This is a genomic window from Streptomyces sp. DSM 116793 (assembly GCF_057320905.1).
The window spans coordinates 6,615,471-6,636,132 of record NZ_CM170494.1 but is presented as its reverse complement, the minus strand read 5'-3'; the positions used below and the strand labels follow the sequence as shown (position 1 = coordinate 6,636,132).

Here is a 20,662-nt window from a genome sequence, read left to right as displayed (position 1 = left end):
GATCGGCACTCATGAGCACCCAGACGTTCGACGCGCTCGGATTCGACCCCGCACCCGGCGTCCCTTCCTCAGTGCATCACCTGGTCACCACGCTCAGCAGGGTGGGCAAACAGCTCAACGACGCCCACGGAACGCTGACCCGCCTGGGCAAGGCGGACGGCGCCTGGGAAGGTGAGGCGGCATCCGCCTTCGCCAAGAAGACCGGGACTCTGCCCAAGTACCTGGCCGACGGGCACAGCTCACTGATCGACGCCGCTCACGCACTGCACGGCTGGGAGTCACGCCTGCGTGAGTTCCAGACGCTGGCACGCCGCTACGAGGAGGAAGCCACGGCGGCCCGGAAGAGGCTGAAGTCGGCCGAGAACAACCCGGACCTGCGGCTCGGGGGCCGGACCTTCGACACCGATGCGGAACTGCACGACGCGCAGCAGCGCCTGGACCACGCGGTGAAGCGGGCGAACAACGCCCGCGACGAACTGAACTCGATCATCAAGAAGGCGCAGGACCTGTTGAACAACCACGACGAGGCGGCACGCGCCGCCGCGTCGGCGATCCGCAAGGCCGCTGAGGCCGCCCCCGACCAGTCGCTGCTCGACAAGATCGGCGACCTCATCACCGGCCTCGGCAACAAGATCAAGGATCTCGCTGGCGACCTCTGGAACTGGATCCAGAAGCACGCGGACACGATCTACAAGATCGGGGACTGGCTCGGTTACCTCAGCGCCGCGTGCGACATCCTCGCGGTGGTGTTCTCCGAGACCATCGTCGGCGGCATCGCCTTCGAGGCCATCGGCATGGCACTCAACGCCGGCGCCCTCGCCTTCCACGGTGTCGGCTGGGCGGCCGGCGCAAAGAAGGGCAGCGCACTGGACATCGGCCTCGACCTTCTCGGCTTCGTCCCGTTCGGTGACTTCGCAAGGCTGGGGAAAGTCGGCATAGGAGCCGTCAAAGGCGTCAAGATCCCGATGAACGTGCTGGACTACGGAGTAAAGGCAGCCCACTCCTGGAAGCGCGCGGGCGACATCATCGAGCACGTCGGCGGCACAGCGAAACTTGGCGAGGACGCCGAGAAGTGGGTCATGCGGAAAGGGCACGCGATCCACGTCACCGCGGACACTCTGGCGGACCGATTCAAGGTCGCCGTGGCCAAGGAGTTCGGCGACCGCAACCTGTACCGAGCCGGGGCGGGACTGATGGACGTCCCCCTGCACAAGGTGATGCCCCGGCTGATCGAAAGCACGCCGCTGGGACGCATCCCCGCACTCGCGGACTCCGTCCGTCCGATCATCGATGAAACCGGCGAAACGGTCGGCCGCTACATCGACCCCCGCTCCTGGACGGCGCGCGGTTCCGAGGCGGTGATGGGCGCGAAGAACCTGTACAAGGAGGGGGTACGCCTGGCGACCGAGCCCGTCCAGTACGGCTCCGAGAAGATTCACGAGACGATCGACCAGGCACGCGAGACGGCGGGCGTCGTCATCGGTCGACTGTCACACGCCAACCCGTTTGGATGACACCGTGAACAACACCCCTTACGCGTTCCTGGTCTCCATGAACAATCCCGTCCCCGTCTCCGGTCCACTCCCCGGCCACCTGCCACCCGACGCCGAAATGGCCTCGACGATCCGGCTTTCAACCGCCCGGCGAGAGGATGCCCCGCTGGCGCGGGTCTTCGCCCCTCGTGCCTCTCAGCGCTTCAGCCGCGAGGCGCCCGCGCCCTTCTGGATCCAGCACGGACGAGACGGCGGCCCGCTGTGCTCCGTCCGTCCCGCCGCGGTGGACGTCTACGACGTCTCCACGCCCGACGGGGTCCTGCTGGCTCGCATCACCCGCCGGGGCGCCCGCCTCCTGCCCTGGCCGCGGCGCGTGCGATGGTCGGCGCAGTGCACAAACCCGCCACGACCGGTCACGGGCAAGGCGGGCACCTGGTACGCGTGGTTCATCTATGTGGTGACCGCCCCCATCTGGCTCCTCGTTGCACTCTGCATGCTGGTCTACTCGCTCATCGACGGCACTGCGGGCGACCAGACGCTCGGGAGCCCGACCCGAACCCGCTGGCGCACGTCGGGGGCAGGCACGGTCCTCGACTACCGGGGCCTCAGCAAGACGTACCGGTTCGACCCCTCGCACCTCGACACCCGGGTCGCGTACGCCCTGGCGGTTCTCCAGACCTGGGACCGCAAGGGCTGAGGGCGGTTCGCGGTCCGCTCCCGCAGAGCAGGCTGCCCGGCCGCCTCATGGCTGAGCTGGTGTGAACGTCGTCTCGCGCCGACGTGGGGTCCGACTACGCCGGGGCGGGCGGCAGAACGCCGCGCTGCTGTGAGCCTGAGCCGCGTGCGCAATCCGCGGGTCTCCCGCTCCGCCAGAGCCGCGAGCTCGGTGTCCATGGGCCACTCTCGGTGAATAAAGAAGCTTCCCCTCGATCGTCGACATCTGGCGACTGGCACGTTGAGGTTCCAGAGGAAGTGGTGCCGCAAGGGAGTACGTAACGAATCGGCCCACCCGCAGAGTTCAAGCGGGACGCCATCGCGCTGCTTTACTCCACACGGTGTGGTCCTCGATGGCCTTCGCCGCGGCCCTCTCTCGGCCGGTGAGGAATCAAGGTCTCTCTGCCCTCCAGCCGCCCCTGAGGCACAACGGGCCCGGGGTGTCCAGCCGGCCCGTGGCGACCAGTGGGGCCTCCGGGGTCCCCCGGTACTGGCGCAAGACGGCCGGTGATCAGTTGGCAGCCGGGGAAGCCTTGTCGTCGGCCTTGAAGGCGAAGTTGATCTGGTTTCCATCGACGGAGGACACCGTGACCGACACGCCCAAGGTGCTGCCGTCGCCCGCTGTGAGCTGGCAGCGGGTGCTGGTACCGACCTTGCCGACGAGGTCCTCGGGACAGGTGATGTGCGGCCTCGGCTGGCCCGTTGTGGCGGCGAGCTTTTGGGAGAGTGTGGCGGCCAGCTTGTCCGAATGGGCGACGCTGCCTGTCCCCGTCCCAGCGATCACACGTGCCGACGCTGACACTGCCTGCGCGCACATCTTCAAAGTACGGGCCGATGTTCTCTGATGGTGGTCAGCAAGTCTGAACTCCGTGAAGGTCCACCACTACGCTCTGCATTCGTTATACCTGGTGGCATCTCCACGGGCGCCGACTTCCGGCCATGGCAGCCAGCCTCTTGTCCCGGTCCGCGGCGATGCCCCGGCCACGCCCCCGCAATCTCTGATTGGGCATCACCTGAGGAGCGTTCAGGCTGGCTGAACTTCGCCGTGTCATTGCCTTGGTCGCTCTCTGCGACGTTGCCGGAGGTCTTCACGCTCTGCGCGTCCACCAGGGCGGCGGACGGGGCCGATGACCGCTGCCGCACGCGGCGCCTTATCACGCGGCAGGTTCGTGAAGGCGCTCGGTGGTGCCGAGGACACGGCTCTGATCGTGGAGCGCGGTCCCCGTCGATCCGCTGCGGGTTCACAGGCCGTGCTGGTCGAGGAGGCGCATCAGGTTTCGTTTGCGCTTCTGGCCGGCACGCAGGGCGGTGAGGTACGTGGTGAACTCGTCCGGGGTGCCCAGGCGGCGGTGGCAGTCGCGCATGCTCAGCAGCAGACTGGTGAGCTGCTCGTAGACCGCGTTGCCCGTCTGTTTCATGAGGGATCCGGCCAGGCGCTGGTACACACGCAGCGCGTCGGCGGGGCGGGTGGGGCGGGCCTGGTCGGCGAGCGTGAGCCACTGCCGGTCGTCGGCACCGGTCTCGGTGGCGGCCTGCCAGGCGGCGTCGACGTCCTTGTCGTCGAGCAGGGCGTCGATCAGGACGGTTCCGCCGTACCAGGGGTGTTGCCGCTGCTCCGCGTCGGCACGCAGCACCGCGAGGGCCCGGTCACGCTCGACATGCCAGCGGTCCGCCGCCTCTGCCGCCGCGCGCAACTGTCGGTAGGCGGCCAGGGAGCGGTGGGCGGCGAGGTCGTCGCGGCGCAGGGCGAGGGCGTCGGTGATCCGATGTGCTTCGGTGTAGCGGACACAGAGGTAGTCGATCAGACCGGTGTCAGCGGTGAGGGTTCCGGTGTCCTGTGCGGCATGGGCGTTGCGTGCCTCTTCAACGCCGCGTTCCGCCCAGCGCAGCGCCTCGTCGGGGCGGCCCGCGGCGTCCAGTCCGTGGGCGATGGTCAGATGGGTGCTGCCCTCGGGGGCGAGGTCGGCCGCGTGCACGGCGACCCATACGTCCACGTCGCCTTCCGACTTCGCCAGCCGCTCCATCAGGTACTTCTCCGCCCAGCCCGTGGGGTTGGCACGCCAGGCGCCGGCCGCCGACTCCCGTACGGTGGCCATCCCGTGCTCCCCGAGGATGTCCTCGTAGTCGAGTGGGTCGATGCCGGTGAGGTCGTCCAGGTCGCTGAGGACGTGCGCGACCAGCCAGCGCGCGGTCTCCTCCGGGTCCGGGCACGCGACGCGGCAGGCGTCGAGATGCGCTTCGGCGAGGGCCGCGCCGATCCGTCCGAGGTGCCCGTCGGAGTCGTCGAACGTGTCCCGTACCTCGTCGAGCAGGCCCATCGCTTCCCGGGAGAGGGAGATGGCGTCCGTGGCCCGTCCGGCGGTCGTCAGCTCGGCGATCGCGGACACCGCCTGCGTGGCCTGTTCACCATAGGCGCGGGCATCGGCGTATTCGACGTATCCGTACCGCGCGAAAGGACTGATATCGAGGAGTTCGCGGACCCGGGCACGGACCTCGGTGAGGTCGCCGCGGACGCTCGCGGCCTTCAGCTCCAGACGGCGGCGCGCCTGCCGGTCCTCGGCGATCAGTTCGCGTACGAGGGCGAGCAACTCCTCCTTGGAGAGCGCGGACAGCCACGCGTCCAGCTCCCGCCCCCGGGCCCGGGCCCTGGCGCGCTGCCGCGGCAGACTCTCCGACCCGGCAAGCACCGTCAGCCCGAGCGCGACCAGGTGCTTGCAGAAATGTCCTTCCATGCCATACGGGCAGTCGCACTCCCCGCCGAGCTCCCCGGTCTGATCGAAGGACAGCTCCACCGCGTACGCGTCGGTCCCGTGGACGGTTGCGGTGATCCAGCCGTCGCCGACCTCCAGGGCGGTCACCGCGTCCAGGTACCCCCGCCCGCGCTCGAAGGAGCGCGGACCGGCCAACGCCCGCAGATCCGACTCGGTGAACCCATCCACGGTCTCCCTCTGATCTCGTGTCACTTGTGCCCCGGCCGTCCGGGCTTCCCTCCGGGCTCCGGCTTCCGGGCTCCCGGCTCCGGCTTCCAGGCCCCAGTCTCCGGTCTCCTGTCTCCGGGTCTTCACACTGCCTGCCCTCCCCCACCCTGCTTATCACCAAGCGCGGCCCCAGTCTTCCGGACACCAGTGCTGCCGCGAGTGGCAGACCGCCTTCGAGGCCGCGGCGGGAGACGGCCACGGCCGGGTGTTCCTCGTCAGAGACCTGGGCGATTGCCGCATCCCCCACGCACGCCCGGGGTGCCGCAACAGTGCGGCCAGGACCTGTCCGCTCGGCTGTGATGTTCGGGGCGCCCGGACAACGCGGGCGAGGCACGGGCCTCCATGCTCAGAGCTCGGCTCCCATGGTGGAGCGGGCCGCGGCCGCTCAGCGGACGCCAGGCCTGGCGGTTGGCGGTGAGCAACGCCAGGTCTGAGGGCCTGACGGTGATCACAGTGCGGCCAGGCATGCGGCCGGTTCGCGGTAGCGCGGCCGGCCCGGATGGGCAGGAAGCTCATCGCGTAGGCCACGCGGCGATCGTCACGACGGGGAGCGGTAGCGGGAGGGCGTTCCTATCGCGCTGCCAGCTGCCGGGCGGTCGGGGGTGGGACGGGAGCGGTTCGCCGTCCGCGGGCGTCGGCCCCGGCCCGGGCCCCGGCACCGGGCGCCGTCGGGCGGGGACGCGGCGCGGCCGTCGCCCGAGACGGGCTCGGTCACCGGGGCGGCTCCTCGTCGGACGGGGCGTCCGTCGTGCTTTCCGCCTCGGGTGTCTCGGGCCGCGCGGGCTCCGAGGAGCGTGGGGTGCCGCCGCTCTCCACGGCCGGCCGGGTGGCGGAGGAGCCGGGCAGTTCGGCCTTCATCCTGGTCAGCTGGGCCTCCACGTCCTGGTCGGAGGTCGCCGCATCCAGCTCCGTCTGGATGTCGTCACGGCCGGACGGGAGGGTGGCGTCCTCCAGCGCGCCGGAGTCGATCAGCTCGTCCAGGGCTCCGGCCCGGGCCTGTAGCTGCTCGGTCCTGTCCTGGGCACGCTGCACGGCCATACCCACATCGCCCATCTCCTCGCCGATGCCGGAGACCGCCTCGCTGATGCGGGTCTGGGCCTCGGCCGCGGTGTAGCCGGCCTTGATGGTCTCCTTGCGGGTACGGAACGTGTCCACCCGTGACTGCAGGCGCTGCGCGGAGGCGCTCAGCTTCTCCTCCTGCTCCTGCAGGGTCGCCCACTGGCTGTCCAGGTCCTCGATCTGGGCGACGACCGCCGTCCGCCTGGACAGCGCCTCGCGGGCCAGATCCTCCCGGCCGACGGCGAGCGCCTGCTGCGCCTGGCCCTCCAGCTTGCCGCCGGAATCCCGCAGCTGGGCCGCCTGCACCTCGATCCGCTTGCGGCTGGTCGCGACATCGGCCAGTCCCCGCCGCACCCGCTGCAACATCTCCAGCTGTCGCTGGTACGAGTAGTCGAGGACCTCACGCGGGTCCTCGGCTCGGTCCAGCGCCTTGTTCGCCTTGATCCGGAAAAGGTCGACGATTCGGCGAAAGATGCTGGTCATGGCGAGCCTGCTCCTCTCCGTGGCCCGTAGGGCAGCGAGCGGCGAGCGCTTGCGCTCGGGCCGCGGGCGCCTCGCAGCTCACGGCCTTCACCCGCTCTTGTCCAGTGTCCCTCGCGTCACGCCTACGTGGCGGCCGCAGAGGATCGCTCCTGCTCGCGGGGGCCTCCGTACCGGCCGGGCGAGCTCCCGTACCGGCCGGGCGAGCTCCCGTACCGGCCGGGCGACCTTGGGTTCCGGCCGGGTCCCCAGTGTCATGAACGGTGGCGACGGTGCGGGACGGTGCGGTGAGGGCGGTACGCGGCCGGTCCGGTGCCCAGGCAACCGGCCGCGGCCGTCACCCGTTCGGCGGCCCGAACGCGATCGATCGGTCGCAGCCGGACGGTGCGGCCGCGTCCTGGTCGTCAGGCCACTGACGTCAGTGCGCGATCCCGTGCTCACACTGGGTGCTCACGAGTCGTTGGGGGCACGGTCCGGCATGCGCGTCTCGCCGAGGTCCGCCCGCACTGAGCTGGGCCCATCCCCGTCCGTGCCGCGGCGCCCACGGAGAGCAGCCGGCAGGCGATTGCCGGTGCCCGGTGTCACGCTGGGGCCACACAGGACCTGCGGAAGGGATCATCGCCATGATCACCACGGACTTCGCCCCCGGTTCCCCCTGCTGGCTCGACCTCGGCGCTCCGGACGTCCGCGCCGCAGCGGCCTTCTACAACGCCGTGCTGGGGTGGGACTACCAGTCCATGGGCGAGGGGGAGGACATGGAAGGCGGCATGTTCCGGAAGGACGGAAAGACCGTCGCCGGGCTGGGCAAGCTCACCGAGGAGGGCGCTCGCTCGGCCTGGATGATCTACTACAGCGTCGCCGACGCGGACGCCACGTTCCAGGCCGTGGAGCGCGCCGGCGGCACCGTGCGGGTGGCGCCGATGGATCTCGACGGCTGGGGCCGGATGGCGCAGTACAGCGACCCGCTGGGGGGCCAGTTCGCCGTCTGGCAGCCGGGGAAGGGCAGCGGCCTCGAGCTCGTGGACGAGCCGGGCTCGCTGTCGTGGACCGAGTTGTACACGAGCGACGCGGCGGCCGCCAAGGAGTTCTACGGCGGCATCTTCGGCTGGAGGTTCAGCGACATGGAGCTGCCCGGCGGCGGGGGCACGTACTCCCTCATCACCCCCGCCGGGCTTCCCGAGGAGCGCATGCACGGCGGCATCATGGAGCTCCCCAAGGAGAACCTGGCCCTGACGGGCGGACGACCGTACTGGCACCCGGTCTTCGCCGTCGCCGACTGCGACGCCGCGGTCGCCAAGGTCACCGAGAACGGCGGCAGCGTGCAGATGGGGCCCGAGGACGCGGAGGGTGTCGGCCGCCTGGCCGTCTGCCTCGACCCGTCGAACGCGGACTTCGTGGTGCTCACGCCGGCCGGCAGCTGAGCCGGACTCTTCCGCCGGCGCGGCGCGCAGCGTCGCGCCGACGTCGTCCTCAGCGCCGCACGCTGGCCCATCCTCCTGGCCCGGCCCCTTCCGAACACCTGCTGGAACTCCGGGCGGCACCCTCGCTGGAACACCTGGCGGCGATGAACCAGAACCACCAGGCCGCCAACGAGTTCACCGACAACTTCGGTTAGCCCGACCGCAAATGGCGGAGATTCGTACCGTGTCCCTTCTGTACGGACGAGTGTGATGCAGCTAGAGTGGTGGCCCTCGCATTTCCGACGAAGAAGGGGAGGAGGAAAACGGTGCTCATGTATGTGCACAGCTGGCACACGGGGTACTCCGCGCAGCGTCGCGTGAGTCGCAAGCGGCGGGGAGCTGCAGGAAGGGCCGGATCCTTCGTTTTCCCCGCTCCCGGGATCCATTCCTCTTCTTTGTGAATCGCAGAGTGCGCGCCCGGCCCGCGTGCGGGGAGGCGAGCGCGATGTTTGTAGGACTTCTTCAAGCCCTCGGTACGTTCCTCGGTGGCCTCGGCGCCCTCATCGCCGCTGTCACCCAACTCCTCGTGGTACTTCGCAAGAAGGACGAGGCAGGGGAAGGCGGCACCCACGATGGCGACATGTCGAATGTCGGGACGATACTCCGAGAGCTGATCGTGTACCCGGCTGCAGCCGTCTGACATTCCCGAAGGCGGTATCTGAGAAGGCGGTTACGAAGAAGGCGGTTACGAAGAAGGCGGTTACGAAGAAGGCGGCATCGGAGAACGCCTCCCTCGGCGGGTGAGGATCGTTCCATTCTGACGCGCCGAGAATGACGTGAGAAACGAAGAGGCCGAGAGGTCGGTTCCGATCTCTCGGCCTCTTCGTGCTGTCGGCCCTCGGAGGAGTTTCCTGCCGGGCGTGGCTTCACAGCGACACGTTCACCGCGCGACCGACACGGCCGAAGCCCCCGGTGTGGGCACGCCCGAATTGCGCCGCTACAAGACGCCCACGTGCCGCGGTCGGGAAGGCTCGGTTGTCAGTTCGCAGCCGGGGAAGCCGTGTCATCGGCCTTGATATCGAAGTTGACCCGGTCTCCGTCCACAGAGGAAACGGTGACCGATACGCCCAAGGTGCTGCCGTCGTCGGCTTTGAGCGTGCAACGGGTGGTGCTGCCGACCTTTCCGACAAGGTCGTCGGGGCAGGTGATGTGTGGCGTCGGCTGACCGGTTGTGGCGGCCAGTCTTCCGGCGACTGTGGTGGCCAGCTTGTCCGCAGACACTTTGGGCTCGGACTTCTTCACGTTGACCGAGGCCGAGCACCCTATGAGAAGCACGCCGGCCGCTACGGCCGACAGACTCCAAGTTGCCACGGACAAACGGGCAATGGTCATGAGGGGCTCCATCCCGGGATCAAGACAAGAAGTCGCCGGAAGCATACTGGGCAGACCTGCTCCTGGCATGCGCTCCAACCCTGCCGGGCCGGCTGAGGGGAAGCCGGAATCCCCGGCAGCCCACGGCATGCAGCAGGGCATCGCGGCCGGCCGCTTCCCCGGTCCACAGAGCTCAGATCACCGCAACCCCCAGGATGGGCGATGCTGTCCGGGCCACGGTCGCGCCACTCACGGGCCACGGTTGGGCCACTCAAGCGCGCTGGTCAGCTCGCGGCCTCCAGTTGGCCAAACAGCAGGACCAGCACGGAACGTCCGCCTTCTGATGGTGGAGGCCGATGCTACACTTCGCGCGCCGATCACCATGATCACCAAATGACTCACCAATGGGCTTGTGCGCGGCGGGAGTTGACGAAGGGGGGAGTCAGTCGATGGGCGGTCCTGACCTGGCTGCGGGCTCGCAGGCTCTCAAGAAGGGCGCCAAGGACGTCGTTGAAGCTCTGCGCCCGACCGAGGGTCTCGATCTCGAGGAGTCGGCAGGGCGGAGTTCCTGTTTCGGCAACTCGTCGCCGGCGGCGGCGTTCGTGGAGTTCTGCGCCACGTGGCAGGCAAGCGCCCAGATTCTCAGCGGACGTACGGCCAGACAAGCGACGGGACTCGTCTCGGCGTCGGGCACCTTCGGGGAGACGGACGGAGCCGTCCGCCACGCGGCGAACTCCGTGCGGACGGACCGGGACCGGTAAGGCGGGAGCGGGGGAAGCGGTGGCGGGTGGACTAGGGTCGACGACGGACCCCAAGGCGCTCATTCCCGGTGATGTCGATGCGCTGACCGAACTCGCCGACACCATGGCTCACTGGTCGAAGAAGTTCGACAAGGTCGGGTCCAACCTACGGGACGTGAAGATCCCCGGCTGGAACGGCCAGGCCAGTGAAGCGTTCTGGAAGAGGCTCTCCGGCGAGAAGGGCAACTGGTACATCGCGTCGGACCACATGTCAGGCGCGGCGACCGCCATCACGTCCTACGTCAGGGTGCTGAGCTGGGCTCAGCGGCAGGCGGACGATGCGATCGACATGTGGGATGCCGGGGACCACGCGGGAGCACAGGAGGTGCTCAGCACCGCGCGCACCCAGCTCGAGCATGCGGCCGGGACCCTGTCGACCGAGCTCGGCAAGCTCTCCGGAGGCGCGCCTGACAGCCCGAGCTGGCTGACCCAGGCGAGAGACCTCGTCAAGGAGCTCGGGATCGGTAAGAGCAGCGGCGGCAACGAGTTATGGCAGTACGGGAACAACCCGGCCGACCGCCACAAGCGGGGGTGGGGCCATCAGGATCCGAACGCCGGGGGCGAGGACCCCAACGCCCCGAAGAAGACCAGCTGGTCGGTGAAGATCGCCGAGGTCAGCGGGGGTGCCGACGTCTGGTCCGCGGATGCCAAGGGCGAGGTGACGGTGGGCGGCGCCAAGCTGTCCGCCAGCGGCGGCGTAGCACTGCTCGGCCTGGACGGTTCCGCGGCCGCCGGAATCACTGACGGAAATCTGGAGCTGAAAGCCACGGGCAGCGCGTACCTCGCGAAGGCTCAGGCCTCGGGTGGTGCCGAGTACGGGATCGTGGGCGTCCAGGCGCAGGGCAGCGCCCTGGTGGGCGCCAACGTCGAGGCGAAGGCCACGGTCGGCAAGGACGGGCTGCACGCAGGCTCGGAGGCGTTCGTCGGCGCAAAGACCGAGGGGTCACTCTCCGGGGACGTGAGCGGTATCGGCGCCGGTGTGACCGGGGAGGCGTGGGCCGGGGCAGGAGTCTCGGCCAGCGCCGACGTGGGCAAGGGCGCGGATGGCAAGTACCACGTCGGTGGTGAGATGGGCGCCGGCCTGGGTGTCGGCGGCAAGGTGGGCTTCCAGGTCACCGTCGACCCGAGCGAGGTCATCGACACGGTCGACGATGCGGCGGACGCGGTCGGCGATGCGGCGGACTCCGCCTGGGACAACACACTCGGCGCGCTCTTCTAGCATGAGTCGACGCTCAACAGGGGACGGGTTCACGATGACGACCACCTTGCCGATCAGGATCTCGTTCTCGCTACCGGACGGCTGGAAGTCGGCGCCGCCGGATGAAGTGGGGGCGCCCGGGGCGGCTTTCGTCGCACTGCACCCCGCCTCCATCGACGGGTTCACAGCGAACATCACCATCGCCGGGCGGATGCGCAATGACGGCGCCACCATGCGGGAGATCGCCGGCGAGTCGGTGCAGCGGCTCCGGCAGTCGGGATCGGTGGAGATCATCAGGAAGCAAGACGTGGGCACGCCCGACATTCCGGGCCTGACAGACTCGCCGGGCGTCGTACAGAACCTGCGCCTGTCCACCACCCTGCACGGCGAAGCTCTCGAGCTGGTCCAGAGCCAGGTCTACCTCGGCCTGGAGGACGTCGACCGTCCGTCCAAGCGTGCCGTGATCGAGCTCGTGCTCACCGCGAAGCCGGGGCAACTGGCAGAGGTCGTCGATGACTTCAGAAAGTTCGTCCGCTCGGTCCGGGCGGACGAAGGATCCTGACGCCGGGGACGGAGACCTCAGACCGTCGACCAGACCTGCGGCGGGATCCTGTCCAGTACGTCGCACAGGTAGGTGAGCCGCTCGTCGAGGTCCTGCGGGCTCAGGCGACCCCGGCGCCAGGTGAGCAGCTCGTCGTTGTGCAGCCGGATCGGGGCGTCTTTCGTGGCCCGCGGGTCCGCGGTCAGGAAGGGCACCACCCCGCCGGTCAGGGCCGTGCGGGCGAACGCCTCGTCGTCCGTGATCACCCGGAACGCTTCGTCGAAATCCGGCGCTCCGAGCTGCACCACGTGTCCGCGCTGCGTCATCCCGCCGAGCCCCTGCGGGCGCCGCACCACCAGCTCGGGCCCGGCGCCCGGCGCGGTGACCGCGAACATCGTCCAGAAGGTGGGTTGGTCACGGCCCGGACCGTCGTTGACGCCGATCGTGCCGGTCGTGTACTCGAAACAGCAGAAGCCGCGGCCCCGGAACTCGCCGGTGATGTAGTGCAGGGCCCGCACATTGCGCCCGGTGATGGGCAGCGGCGCCATGCCGCAGAGCCGGTCGACCACCCCGTACGTGGCCTGCTGATAGCTCCAGCCGCGCTCCTGCGCGAGCCGGATCGCCGCGGTTCTCCCCGCTACGCTGCGGGCCTCGCTCCGTCGGGTACGCACGAACATGGTGATGACGAGGGCGAAGATCCCGCCCACGACCAGGATCACCAGCACCGGCATCAGTACGTTCATGGCACGCGATTATGTCTGATGTTCGGTAGGCGGCAGAGGGATCGGCATAGGTCGTTACCCGCGTCCGCGTCCGGAGGTGGGCTGGGTTGATGCGGCCGTCGTCTCCCGCGGCCGCCACGGACTCGGTCAGCCGAGGCGGCGTACCGGGTCGCCCGCCAGGAACGCCTCGATGTCCTCGACGGCGTGGGCGTAGTACGTCGCGTAGTTGGCCTGGGAGACGTAGCCGAGGTGCGGGGTGGCGAGCAGGCGGGGAGCCGTGCGCATCGGGTGGTCGGCGGGGAGGGGCTCGGTGTCGAAGACGTCGACGCCGGCGCCGGCGATCCGGCCCTCGTGCAGCGCCGCGAGGAGGGCGTCCTGGTCGACGATGGCCGCGCGTGAGGTGTTGATCAGGTAGGCGGTGGGCTTGAGGAGGGCGAGTTCGGCCGCGCCGAGCAGGCCGCGGGTGCGGTCGCTCAGCGCCAGGTGGACGGAGACGAAGTCGCTGCTCCGCAGCAGCTCCTCCTTGGAGGCGGCGAGTGCCACGCCGAACTCGTCGGCGCGCTGCCTGGTGAGGTTCTGGCTCCAGGCGCCGACCTGCATCCCGAAGGCCAGGCCCACCTGGGCGACCCGGCTGCCGATCTTGCCCAGCCCCAGCAGGCCGAGGCGGCGGCCGTGCAGGTCGGCGCCGACGGTGGACTGCCAGGGGCCGCCCGAGCGCAGCGCGTCGTTCTCCTGGACGATGCTCCGGGCGAGGCCCAGCAGCAGGGCCCACGTCAGCTCCACCGGCGGGGTGGGGACGCTGGCGGTACCGCAGACCGTCACGCCGTTCCGTTCGGCGGCGGTGTAGTCGATGACGGAGTTGCGCATGCCCGAGGCGATCAGCAGCCTCAGCCGGGGCAGGCGGTCCAGCAGGGACGCCGGGAACGGGACCCGTTCACGCAGGGTGACGACGATGTCGAAGTCGGCGAGCCGGGCGGCGAGTTCGTCCTCGTCGGCGATGTGCTCACGGAAGACGACGGTCTCCACCCGGTCCTCGACCGGGCTCCAGTCCGCGGACTCCAGCGCGGCGTTCTGGAAGTCGTCGAGCACGGCACAGCGCAGTCGCATGTCGGTTGTCTCCGGAGTTCGTCGTGGTTGTGTGGTCGGTGGTCGGTGGGTTTGTGTGGTCGCCGGGGGGCGTGCGGTCGGCGAGTGCATGTAGCCGCCAGGGGGCGTGTGATCGGCGGGTTCACTTAGCCCGCCAGGGGGCGTGTGAATCGTCGGGGGTCGTGTGGTCGGAAGCGTTCGTAGGTGGCGCCCAGGCCGGGTGCCGTCGGCAGGACGATCACATTACTTTCGGCGGCGGGGCGGCCCGGGCCCAGCCCGGCCCGGGAGCCGGGGCGGCGACTGGCCACCCCGGGAAGCTCCACCACCGCCCTCGGTCACCGCGTGAACACCGAGCGGCGATGCCGAAAGGCCACGGATGTGCTATCCATCACCCCTCCCCCCACGGGTCGATCACGGAACAAGCACCCCACTAGGCAACAGCGACGACCCAAGAGAGGAGCATCGTGCCTGGTCAAAGCGTTCCCCACCGCCTCACGCGGGTTCCGTCGGGCCGTTGACGGGCGCCGCCGCGCCAGGCAGCCGATCGCCGGCTCCTCTTCGGTTCGCGGACACCGAACCGTTACACAGGATGGGAAACATCTCTGCATCCCCATGACTCGCCGTCTCCATCCGCTCGACTCCCCGTGCCCGTCGCAGACGGGCCGGCACAGAAACGGCTCGCCTGTGTCCTCACCCCCGCTCGCCACGGCGGCGCCCGCCGCGACGGCTCCCGCGCCCCCGGTGCCCGCAGCGCCGCCTCCCGCGGTCCCCACGCCTCCCACGCCCCCCGCGTCCCCCACGGCGCCCGGGTCATCCGGGCGCCTCCCCTTCCCCGCCAAGCGCCTCCAGCGGGCCCTGTGCCTGCTTCCGCTCCTGCTGATCGGGGCGTGGACGGCCGTCCACTGGCACGTCATGTACACCGGCGTCACCCGGCTGGCCTCCGCCGACCCCAGGTGGCTGCTGGCCGGGCTGCTCTTCACCTGCCTGTCCTGGGCGGCCGCCTCCTGCATCCGGCAGGGAGCGGTCCTGGAGCGGCTGCCGTCGAGGCTGCTGTACGCGACCCAGTTCGCCGCCGGCGCCGCCAACCACCTCCTGCCGGGAGGCCTGGGTGCCCACGCCGTCACCCTGCGCTTCCTGAACCGCCGCGGGCTCCCGCTGAGCCGGGGCACCGCGTCCATCGCGCTGTACTCGCTGGTCAAGTCGGTATCCACGACGCTGGTGACCACCACCTTCCTGGCGCTGAGCCTGCATACCGTGCCGTACGGTGCGCTGCTGCCCGACAATCCCGGCACCGCCCTGGCGGTGGGGGGCGCGGCCGTGGCCGGGGGCCTCGTCGTGGCCGGCCTGCTGCTGACGTTCGTAAGCCGGCTGCGCCGCCTCGTCACCGACTTCCTGCGCACCGCCCTCACCGACGTACGGCGGCTGCACACCCGGCCCGCCCGGGTCCTCGCCCTGTGGGGCGGCGCGGTGGCCTTCCCGCTGATCCAGGCGTGCGTGGTCGCCGCCGTCGCCGCCTCGCTCCACATGCCGCTGCCCTGGCTGGACGTCGTCCTCGCCTACCTCGCCGCCAACGCCATGGGCTCCGTGGTGCCCTCCCCCGGCGGCCTCGGCTCGGTGGACGCGGCCCTGGTCCTCACCCTCACCGCCTTCGGCGCCCCGGCGCCCCTCGCCGCCGCCACCGTCATCGGCTACCGCGTCCTGACCGTCTGGCTGCCCCTCCTGCCCGGCGCACTCACGCTGACGGCACTGGTGCGCAGCAAGGTGTTGTAGCGGCGCACCGTGCTGTAGCAGCGCACGGTGGTGTGACGGCGCACGGTCGTGTGACGGCGCACAACCTCCCCCAGCACAGGACGCCGTGGCAAGAGGGGGTGGGCCGGCCCGGGTCGCCGAGCCGGGCCTCGCGCCTGCGCCGAGCCGCGGGCCCGCCCCCGTTCGCGTAGCACCCGACCTCGATCCGGCCGAAGCCCCGGGGCGGTCGTGGCCGGCGAACCCCAGCGCCGCCGTCGCCGACCGCCGGGCGGGATCGAGGCGGTGACCGGGACCGGGAAGGCGTTCGGGTCCAGGCTGTCCACGGTGGGGAGGTGGCCGGCGGAGCGTCCGCCGGCGGCGAGCGGCGAGGCGGGGAACGTCGGCACGGCACGGCGCGGGTGAACGCTGCAGTCGGCCTGCCGGCTGACAGTGGAGTCGTCGTGGTCGGGCAGCGAGCCGGTGATGCCGTCGGCGGTGGCCGTGGGCGCCTTCACAGCGTGCCCTTCACAGCGTGCCGAAGAGCACCCCGCGCCAGGCCCAGCCCGACGCGAGGACGGCGTCCCGCAGGGGGTTTCGCAGTTCCGCACCGTCGAAGCGGAAGGTCTCCGTCGCTTCGAGGCGGTTGCTCTCCCCGCGTGAGATCGCCCAGTGGCGCGAGACGGTCCTGTCGGGCCCGCGCGAGTACTGCGACGAGACCTCAAGCCTGGGCGGATTCCCGACTCGGGTGACCTCCCACTGCTCTTCCAGGGCGCGCACCTCGTGGTCCGCCGGGACCAGACGCATCCGGATCCGGACAGCGCGGGTCAGCTGGGACTCGATGAAGAGGGTCTGCCAGGCGGGCTCCGCCATCCGCCACTCGGCCAGCAGGTCGGCGTCATCCGCTGCGCCGTCGCGGATGACGTACGGCACGTCGGGCCGGTTGAGGCCGAGCAGGGCTGCCTGCACCTCATCGGCCGAGCCTGGCGCAACGCCGTCGGCCGGGCGCCGGGTCCCGGTCAGCTTGTCGAAGAGTCCCATGGAACCAACCTATGCGGGCTTCGGACTGCCGGTGCCGGGTCTGCCGCTGCCGCGCGGACACGCCCGAGGCCACATCGATGTCCGGGGGGACTGTACGCGCGAAATGTCACCGAAGTCGTCGAGGACAGTGGGGCATTGGGCTGCGGTGTAGGTCAGGGGCAGGCGGATTCGCCGACCGGCCTGTCCGCACCGGCGACGTCCGGCATGGACAGGTACACCCGCACCTGGACGAGGTACCGGCGCGGCCGTTGCGGCCGTTCAGGGGCGGGACCAGACGTACTCGGCGTCCGTCCGTCGCTGCCTTCCGCAGGCGCAGTTGGCCGACGGGGACACCAGCGCGGTGAGCGCCGCCCCGGGTCCGGCGGACACATCTTCCGGGGCCCCGGAACGGTGCCGCGTGCCGCGGCGGTCGAGTGGAGCGGCGGCACCCGGCTCCTCCTCCACCGCACCGCGGTCTGGACCTACCCTCCCCAGGCCATCTTGACGCGGCCCCCCGCCTCCTCCACCGTGTTCCGCGCCCCGGGCCGCGGGTCCGGTGGTCTTCGAGGACAGAGGGGATGCCACTGTGCGAAGAACCAGTTCGAGCTCCCGTTTCACCTCCCGATTCACCCACAGATTCACCCACAGATTCACCTCCCGGTTCACCTCCCGCAGCACCGGGCGCTCAACCTCCCGGACCACCGGCACCGGCACCGGCACCGGCACCGCCACCGTCGCCGCCGTCGCGGTCGCGGCCCTGGTCGCGGGCGTGACCGGGGCCGGGGGGACGGGCACGGCGAGTGCGGTGCCGGCGGCCGTGCGGGGTCCAGCGGGCGGTGCCGTGGCGGGGCACGGCGGTGACGGGCGGGCCCGAGAGGTCACGCTGATCACCGGTGACCGGGTGCTGCTGACCGCCAAGGGCAGGGTGGCGGGCGTGCTGCCCGCCGAGGGCCGGTCCTCCGTGCCCGTGCAGATCAGCGAGATCAAGGGGCACGACTACGTGATCCCGGGCGACGCCGAGGCGATGCTCGCCGCGCACACCCTGGACATGCGGCTGTTCGACGTCACCGAGCTGAGCAGGCCCGAGTACCGCGACCTGGCGGACGGCGGCGTGCCGATCATCGTCACCCACTCCCCGGGACAGCCGGCCGCGCCGCAGAAGCTGCTCGCGCACGCCGGTGCGGCCGTCCGGGAGTTGGACGCGATAGACGGCGAGGCGCTGACGGTGGCGCCCGGGGACGCCGCGGCGGCATGGGCCTCGCTCACCCGCACCTCGGCCCACGGACTCCGGGCCGCAGCCGGGGTCACGGCCATCGGTCTCGACCGGGTGATGACCGCCTCGCTGGACACCAGCGTCCCGCAGATCGGCGCTCCGGAGGCGTGGCAGGCGGGATATGACGGGACGGGGGTGCGGATCGCCGTGCTGGACACGGGGATCGACACCGGCCACCCCGACGTCGGTCCCAAGGTGGTCGCCGAGAAGAACTTCACGTCCATGGCGGACGCCAAGGACCACAACGGGCACGGCACGCACGTCGCCTCCACCGCGGCCGGGACCGGCGCGGAGTCCGGCGGCCGCTACAAGGGCGTGGCGCCGGGTGCCGGGCTGCTCAACGGGAAGGTGCTCGACGACGCCGGGTCCGGCCTGGAGTCGGGGATCATCGAGGGCATTCAGTGGGCGGTCGAGCAGGACGCCGACGTCGTCAACCTCTCGCTCGGCTCAGCGGACAGCCTCGGCCCCGATCCGGTCGAGGACGCCGTCAACCGGCTCTCCGACGAGGCGCTGTTCGTGATCGCCGCGGGCAACTGGGGCCCGGGCGACACCACCGTCGGCACGCCAGGCGCCGCCGAGGGCGCGCTGACCGTGGGCGCCGTCGACAAGCAGGACGTCCTCGCCTCCTTCTCCTCCCGTGGCCCGCGCCTGGAGGACGGCGGCGTCAAGCCCGATGTGACGGCGCCCGGGGTGGACATCACCGCGGCGTCCGCCGAGGGCACGGAACCCGACAAGCCGCACCCGGCCCCCGGCTACGTCACGCTGTCCGGCACGTCCATGGCCACGCCGCACGTCACGGGCGCGGCGGCGCTGCTCGCCCAGCAGCACCCCGACTGGGGCGCCCGGCAACTGAAGGCGGCGCTCATGGGCTCGGCCGAGCCGGGCGACTACAGCCCGTACGAGCAGGGCAGCGGGCGCGTCGACGTGGCGCGGGCGGTCCGGCAGACCGTCGTCTCCGAGCCGGGCTCGCTCAACTTCGGCCGGGTGCGGTGGCCACACGAGGACGACGCACCACTGAGCAAGACGATCACCTACCGCAACACCGGCACCCGGCCGGTCACGCTCGACCTCTCCACCGCCACCACCGGGCCCGGCGGTACCGCCCCCGACGGCTTCTTCAGCCTGAGCGCCCGGCAGGTCACCGTCCCCGCGCAGGGCACGGCCTCCGTCGACGTCACCGCCGACACCCGGCTGGGAGGCGGCGCCACCGGCGAGTACACCGTCACCGTCACCGCGTCCGGGGGCGGCCAGACGGTCCGCAGCCTGGGCGGTCTGGAGCGCGAGGCGGAGGTCTACGACATCACCTTCGACGCCACCGACCGGTACGGCGCCCGGCCCGAGAGCACTCTCTGGTTCGCCTGGGTGGACGGCCTGGACAGCGACAACTACGCACTCGTCACCGGCGACGACGGCACGGCGCGGATCCGGGTGCCCAAGGGCGACTACAACCTGGTCGGCAAGTTCTTCGTACCCGGCGACGAGGGAACGGAGGGCTACGACCTGCTCTCCACGCCGAAGCTCACCGTCGACAAGGACATGACCATCGCACTCGACGCGCGGCGGGCCGAGCCGCTCGACATCGCGGCACCCGACCCGGACGCCGAGCACTACGCGACGATCCTCTACACGGCGGTGAAGGAGAACGGGACCGTGCGCACCACCGGCCTCGGTCTGCTGCCCGACGTGCCGGCCGGCACCCGCACGGCACAGATCGGCGACCCGCCGCCGGCCGACGAGGTCACCTCCTACCTGCTGTCGCGCTGGGACGACGGCGACACGGAGTTCCATCTCGCGGACACCCACAAGGGGGGCTTCTACACCGGCCACACCCTGCATGTGACGTGGGCGGAGCTGGCGAAGCTCACGGTGCGCCAGGGCGGTTCGGCCCCGGGCGACCTGGGAGTCGGCTGGACGAGCACGCCGGACGTTCCGGAGTCGGCGGCCGTGGGGTTCTACTCCGACCTGCCCGGTACCCGGACGCTCTACCTCCAGGGCGGCTACCACTGGCAGCACAGGTTCCAGCAGATCAGCGGCGACGACGGCCAGGTCGAGGCCGAGTACGAGGCACCCGCCGCGTTGTACCGGGGCGGCCGGGCGTACGCCGAGACGTTCAACACCGGCGTCTTCGGACCCCTGCTGGACGCGGGCGAGCCGGGGCTGGTGCGGGACGGCGACACCCTGACCGGCGCGATCACGCCCTTCGCCGACGGCACGGGCCACCGCGGTAGCAGCCGTCACGACGCGGAGTCCACGTCCACCACGCTCTACCGCGACGGCAAGGAGTACGCGACCGTCGACGACGTCCTGGACTCCGCCGCCTTCCGGCTGCCGCCGGGCAGGGCACGGTACCGGCTCGTCACCACCGTGGGCCGCGCCGAGTCCGGTGTCGCCACGACGAGTTCCACGGTCACCTGGCAGGCCGAGTTCACCTCCGGCCACACCGACCGTGCCACGGCCGTTCCCGCGAGCGTGGTCCGGTACGCCCCCGAGCTCTCCCCGGACTCCACGGCCGCCGCGGGCCGCGCGCAGTCGGTGCCGGTCACGGTCCAGGGCTCGGCCGCGGGCCGTGGCCTCGCGTCGCTGCGGATCTCCGTCTCGTACGACGGCGGAGCCGCCTGGCACCGGCTGGAGGTCCGCCACGGCAGGGTGACGGTACACAATCCGGCCACCGGAGGGTCGGTGTCCTTCCGGGCCGAGATACGGGACCGGCACGGGAACGCCTTCACTCAGACGATCACCGACGCCTATCGCACCGTGTGAGTTCCCGCCCGTCGCACCGCATGAGTCGGCACCCCGCACATC

16 protein-coding genes are annotated in these 20,662 nt (G+C 70.8%); 9 read left to right on the top strand and 7 right to left on the bottom strand.

What is annotated here, in order from left to right:
- Positions 1-11: 11 nt before the first annotated feature.
- Positions 12-1,514 carry a putative T7SS-secreted protein gene (locus ACSMXW_RS26115; RefSeq protein WP_485799831.1) on the top strand — a complete coding sequence of 501 codons (1,503 nt, stop codon included), beginning with the start codon at positions 12-14 and terminating at the stop codon, positions 1,512-1,514.
- A gap of 4 nt (positions 1,515-1,518) precedes the next feature.
- A complete protein-coding gene (locus ACSMXW_RS26110; protein ID WP_485799829.1) occupies positions 1,519-2,190 on the top strand; it encodes a hypothetical protein in 672 nt (223 codons plus the stop codon).
- 528 nt (positions 2,191-2,718) lie between these two features.
- On the opposite strand, the gene ACSMXW_RS26105 is transcribed toward ACSMXW_RS26110, so the two are convergent.
- From ACSMXW_RS26105 to ACSMXW_RS26095, 3 genes are all read right to left on the bottom strand, one after another.
- A complete protein-coding gene (locus tag ACSMXW_RS26105) occupies positions 2,719-2,991 on the bottom strand; it encodes a DUF4333 domain-containing protein (protein WP_485799828.1) in 273 nt (90 codons plus the stop codon).
- Between the two features lie 457 nt (positions 2,992-3,448).
- A complete protein-coding gene (locus ACSMXW_RS26100; protein WP_485799827.1) occupies positions 3,449-5,146 on the bottom strand; it encodes an SWIM zinc finger family protein in 1,698 nt (565 codons plus the stop codon).
- 750 nt (positions 5,147-5,896) lie between these two features.
- Positions 5,897-6,727, bottom strand: a complete 831-nt coding sequence (locus ACSMXW_RS26095; protein ID WP_485799826.1) for a PspA/IM30 family protein — start codon at positions 6,725-6,727, stop codon at positions 5,897-5,899.
- A gap of 620 nt (positions 6,728-7,347) precedes the next feature.
- On the opposite strand from ACSMXW_RS26095, the gene ACSMXW_RS26090 reads away from it, so the two are divergent.
- On the top strand, positions 7,348-8,145 hold the full coding sequence (locus tag ACSMXW_RS26090) for a VOC family protein (RefSeq protein ID WP_485799825.1): 798 nt from the start codon (positions 7,348-7,350) through the stop codon (positions 8,143-8,145).
- A 484-nt stretch (positions 8,146-8,629) separates the two neighbouring features.
- Positions 8,630-8,824 carry a hypothetical protein gene (locus ACSMXW_RS26085; RefSeq protein ID WP_485799824.1) on the top strand — a complete coding sequence of 65 codons (195 nt, stop codon included), beginning with the start codon at positions 8,630-8,632 and terminating at the stop codon, positions 8,822-8,824.
- Between the two features lie 338 nt (positions 8,825-9,162).
- Here the strand turns inward: ACSMXW_RS26085 and ACSMXW_RS26080 are convergent, their stop codons facing one another.
- Positions 9,163-9,516 (bottom strand): DUF4333 domain-containing protein, encoded by a 354-nt coding sequence (locus tag ACSMXW_RS26080; RefSeq protein ID WP_485799823.1) that lies wholly within the window; start codon positions 9,514-9,516, stop codon positions 9,163-9,165.
- A gap of 428 nt (positions 9,517-9,944) precedes the next feature.
- On the opposite strand from ACSMXW_RS26080, the gene ACSMXW_RS26075 reads away from it, so the two are divergent.
- The 3 genes from ACSMXW_RS26075 to ACSMXW_RS26065 are packed head-to-tail and all read left to right on the top strand — an operon-like array spanning position 9,945 to position 12,055.
- Complete coding sequence (locus tag ACSMXW_RS26075; protein WP_485799822.1) at positions 9,945-10,256, top strand: hypothetical protein; 312 nt, start codon at positions 9,945-9,947, stop codon at positions 10,254-10,256.
- Between the two features lie 19 nt (positions 10,257-10,275).
- Entirely contained in the window at positions 10,276-11,514 is a 1,239-nt protein-coding gene (locus ACSMXW_RS26070) for a putative T7SS-secreted protein (protein WP_485799821.1), read from the top strand.
- A 34-nt stretch (positions 11,515-11,548) separates the two neighbouring features.
- Positions 11,549-12,055, top strand: coding sequence for a hypothetical protein (locus ACSMXW_RS26065; protein ID WP_485799820.1), 507 nt, complete (start codon positions 11,549-11,551; stop codon positions 12,053-12,055).
- Between the two features lie 17 nt (positions 12,056-12,072).
- Here the strand turns inward: ACSMXW_RS26065 and ACSMXW_RS26060 are convergent, their stop codons facing one another.
- Together ACSMXW_RS26060 and ACSMXW_RS26055 are read right to left on the bottom strand one after the other, a co-directional pair.
- On the bottom strand, positions 12,073-12,777 hold the full coding sequence (locus tag ACSMXW_RS26060; protein WP_485799819.1) for a hypothetical protein: 705 nt from the start codon (positions 12,775-12,777) through the stop codon (positions 12,073-12,075).
- Positions 12,778-12,903: 126 nt separating this feature from the next.
- Positions 12,904-13,863, bottom strand: a complete 960-nt coding sequence (locus tag ACSMXW_RS26055; RefSeq protein ID WP_485799818.1) for a D-2-hydroxyacid dehydrogenase family protein — start codon at positions 13,861-13,863, stop codon at positions 12,904-12,906.
- A gap of 891 nt (positions 13,864-14,754) precedes the next feature.
- On the opposite strand from ACSMXW_RS26055, the gene ACSMXW_RS26050 reads away from it, so the two are divergent.
- Entirely contained in the window at positions 14,755-15,612 is an 858-nt protein-coding gene (locus tag ACSMXW_RS26050) for a lysylphosphatidylglycerol synthase transmembrane domain-containing protein (protein ID WP_485799817.1), read from the top strand.
- Positions 15,613-16,095: 483 nt separating this feature from the next.
- Here the strand turns inward: ACSMXW_RS26050 and ACSMXW_RS26045 are convergent, their stop codons facing one another.
- Positions 16,096-16,608: a hypothetical protein gene (locus ACSMXW_RS26045; RefSeq protein ID WP_485799816.1), complete on the bottom strand. Its 513-nt coding sequence runs from the start codon at positions 16,606-16,608 to the stop codon at positions 16,096-16,098.
- Positions 16,609-17,173: 565 nt separating this feature from the next.
- On the opposite strand from ACSMXW_RS26045, the gene ACSMXW_RS26040 reads away from it, so the two are divergent.
- A complete protein-coding gene (locus ACSMXW_RS26040) occupies positions 17,174-20,620 on the top strand; it encodes a S8 family peptidase (RefSeq protein ID WP_485799815.1) in 3,447 nt (1,148 codons plus the stop codon).
- The last annotated feature ends 42 nt before the right edge of the window (positions 20,621-20,662 follow it).

What these genes read in the sequence shown, in the direction of transcription:
- ACSMXW_RS26090 (WP_485799825.1), top strand. Translation starts at nt 7,348, where the DNA reads ATGATCACCACGGACTTCGCCCCCGGTTCCCCCTGCTGGCTCGACCTC.
- ACSMXW_RS26075 (WP_485799822.1), top strand. Translation starts at nt 9,945, where the DNA reads ATGGGCGGTCCTGACCTGGCTGCGGGCTCGCAGGCTCTCAAGAAGGGC.
- ACSMXW_RS26045 (WP_485799816.1), bottom strand. Translation starts at nt 16,608, where the DNA reads ATGGGACTCTTCGACAAGCTGACCGGGACCCGGCGCCCGGCCGACGGC.
- ACSMXW_RS26085 (WP_485799824.1), top strand. Translation starts at nt 8,630, where the DNA reads ATGTTTGTAGGACTTCTTCAAGCCCTCGGTACGTTCCTCGGTGGCCTC.
- ACSMXW_RS26065 (WP_485799820.1), top strand. Translation starts at nt 11,549, where the DNA reads ATGACGACCACCTTGCCGATCAGGATCTCGTTCTCGCTACCGGACGGC.
- ACSMXW_RS26050 (WP_485799817.1), top strand. Translation starts at nt 14,755, where the DNA reads ATGTACACCGGCGTCACCCGGCTGGCCTCCGCCGACCCCAGGTGGCTG.
- ACSMXW_RS26115 (WP_485799831.1), top strand. Translation starts at nt 12, where the DNA reads ATGAGCACCCAGACGTTCGACGCGCTCGGATTCGACCCCGCACCCGGC.
- ACSMXW_RS26080 (WP_485799823.1), bottom strand. Translation starts at nt 9,516, where the DNA reads ATGACCATTGCCCGTTTGTCCGTGGCAACTTGGAGTCTGTCGGCCGTA.
- ACSMXW_RS26095 (WP_485799826.1), bottom strand. Translation starts at nt 6,727, where the DNA reads ATGACCAGCATCTTTCGCCGAATCGTCGACCTTTTCCGGATCAAGGCG.
- ACSMXW_RS26060 (WP_485799819.1), bottom strand. Translation starts at nt 12,777, where the DNA reads ATGAACGTACTGATGCCGGTGCTGGTGATCCTGGTCGTGGGCGGGATC.
- ACSMXW_RS26055 (WP_485799818.1), bottom strand. Translation starts at nt 13,863, where the DNA reads ATGCGACTGCGCTGTGCCGTGCTCGACGACTTCCAGAACGCCGCGCTG.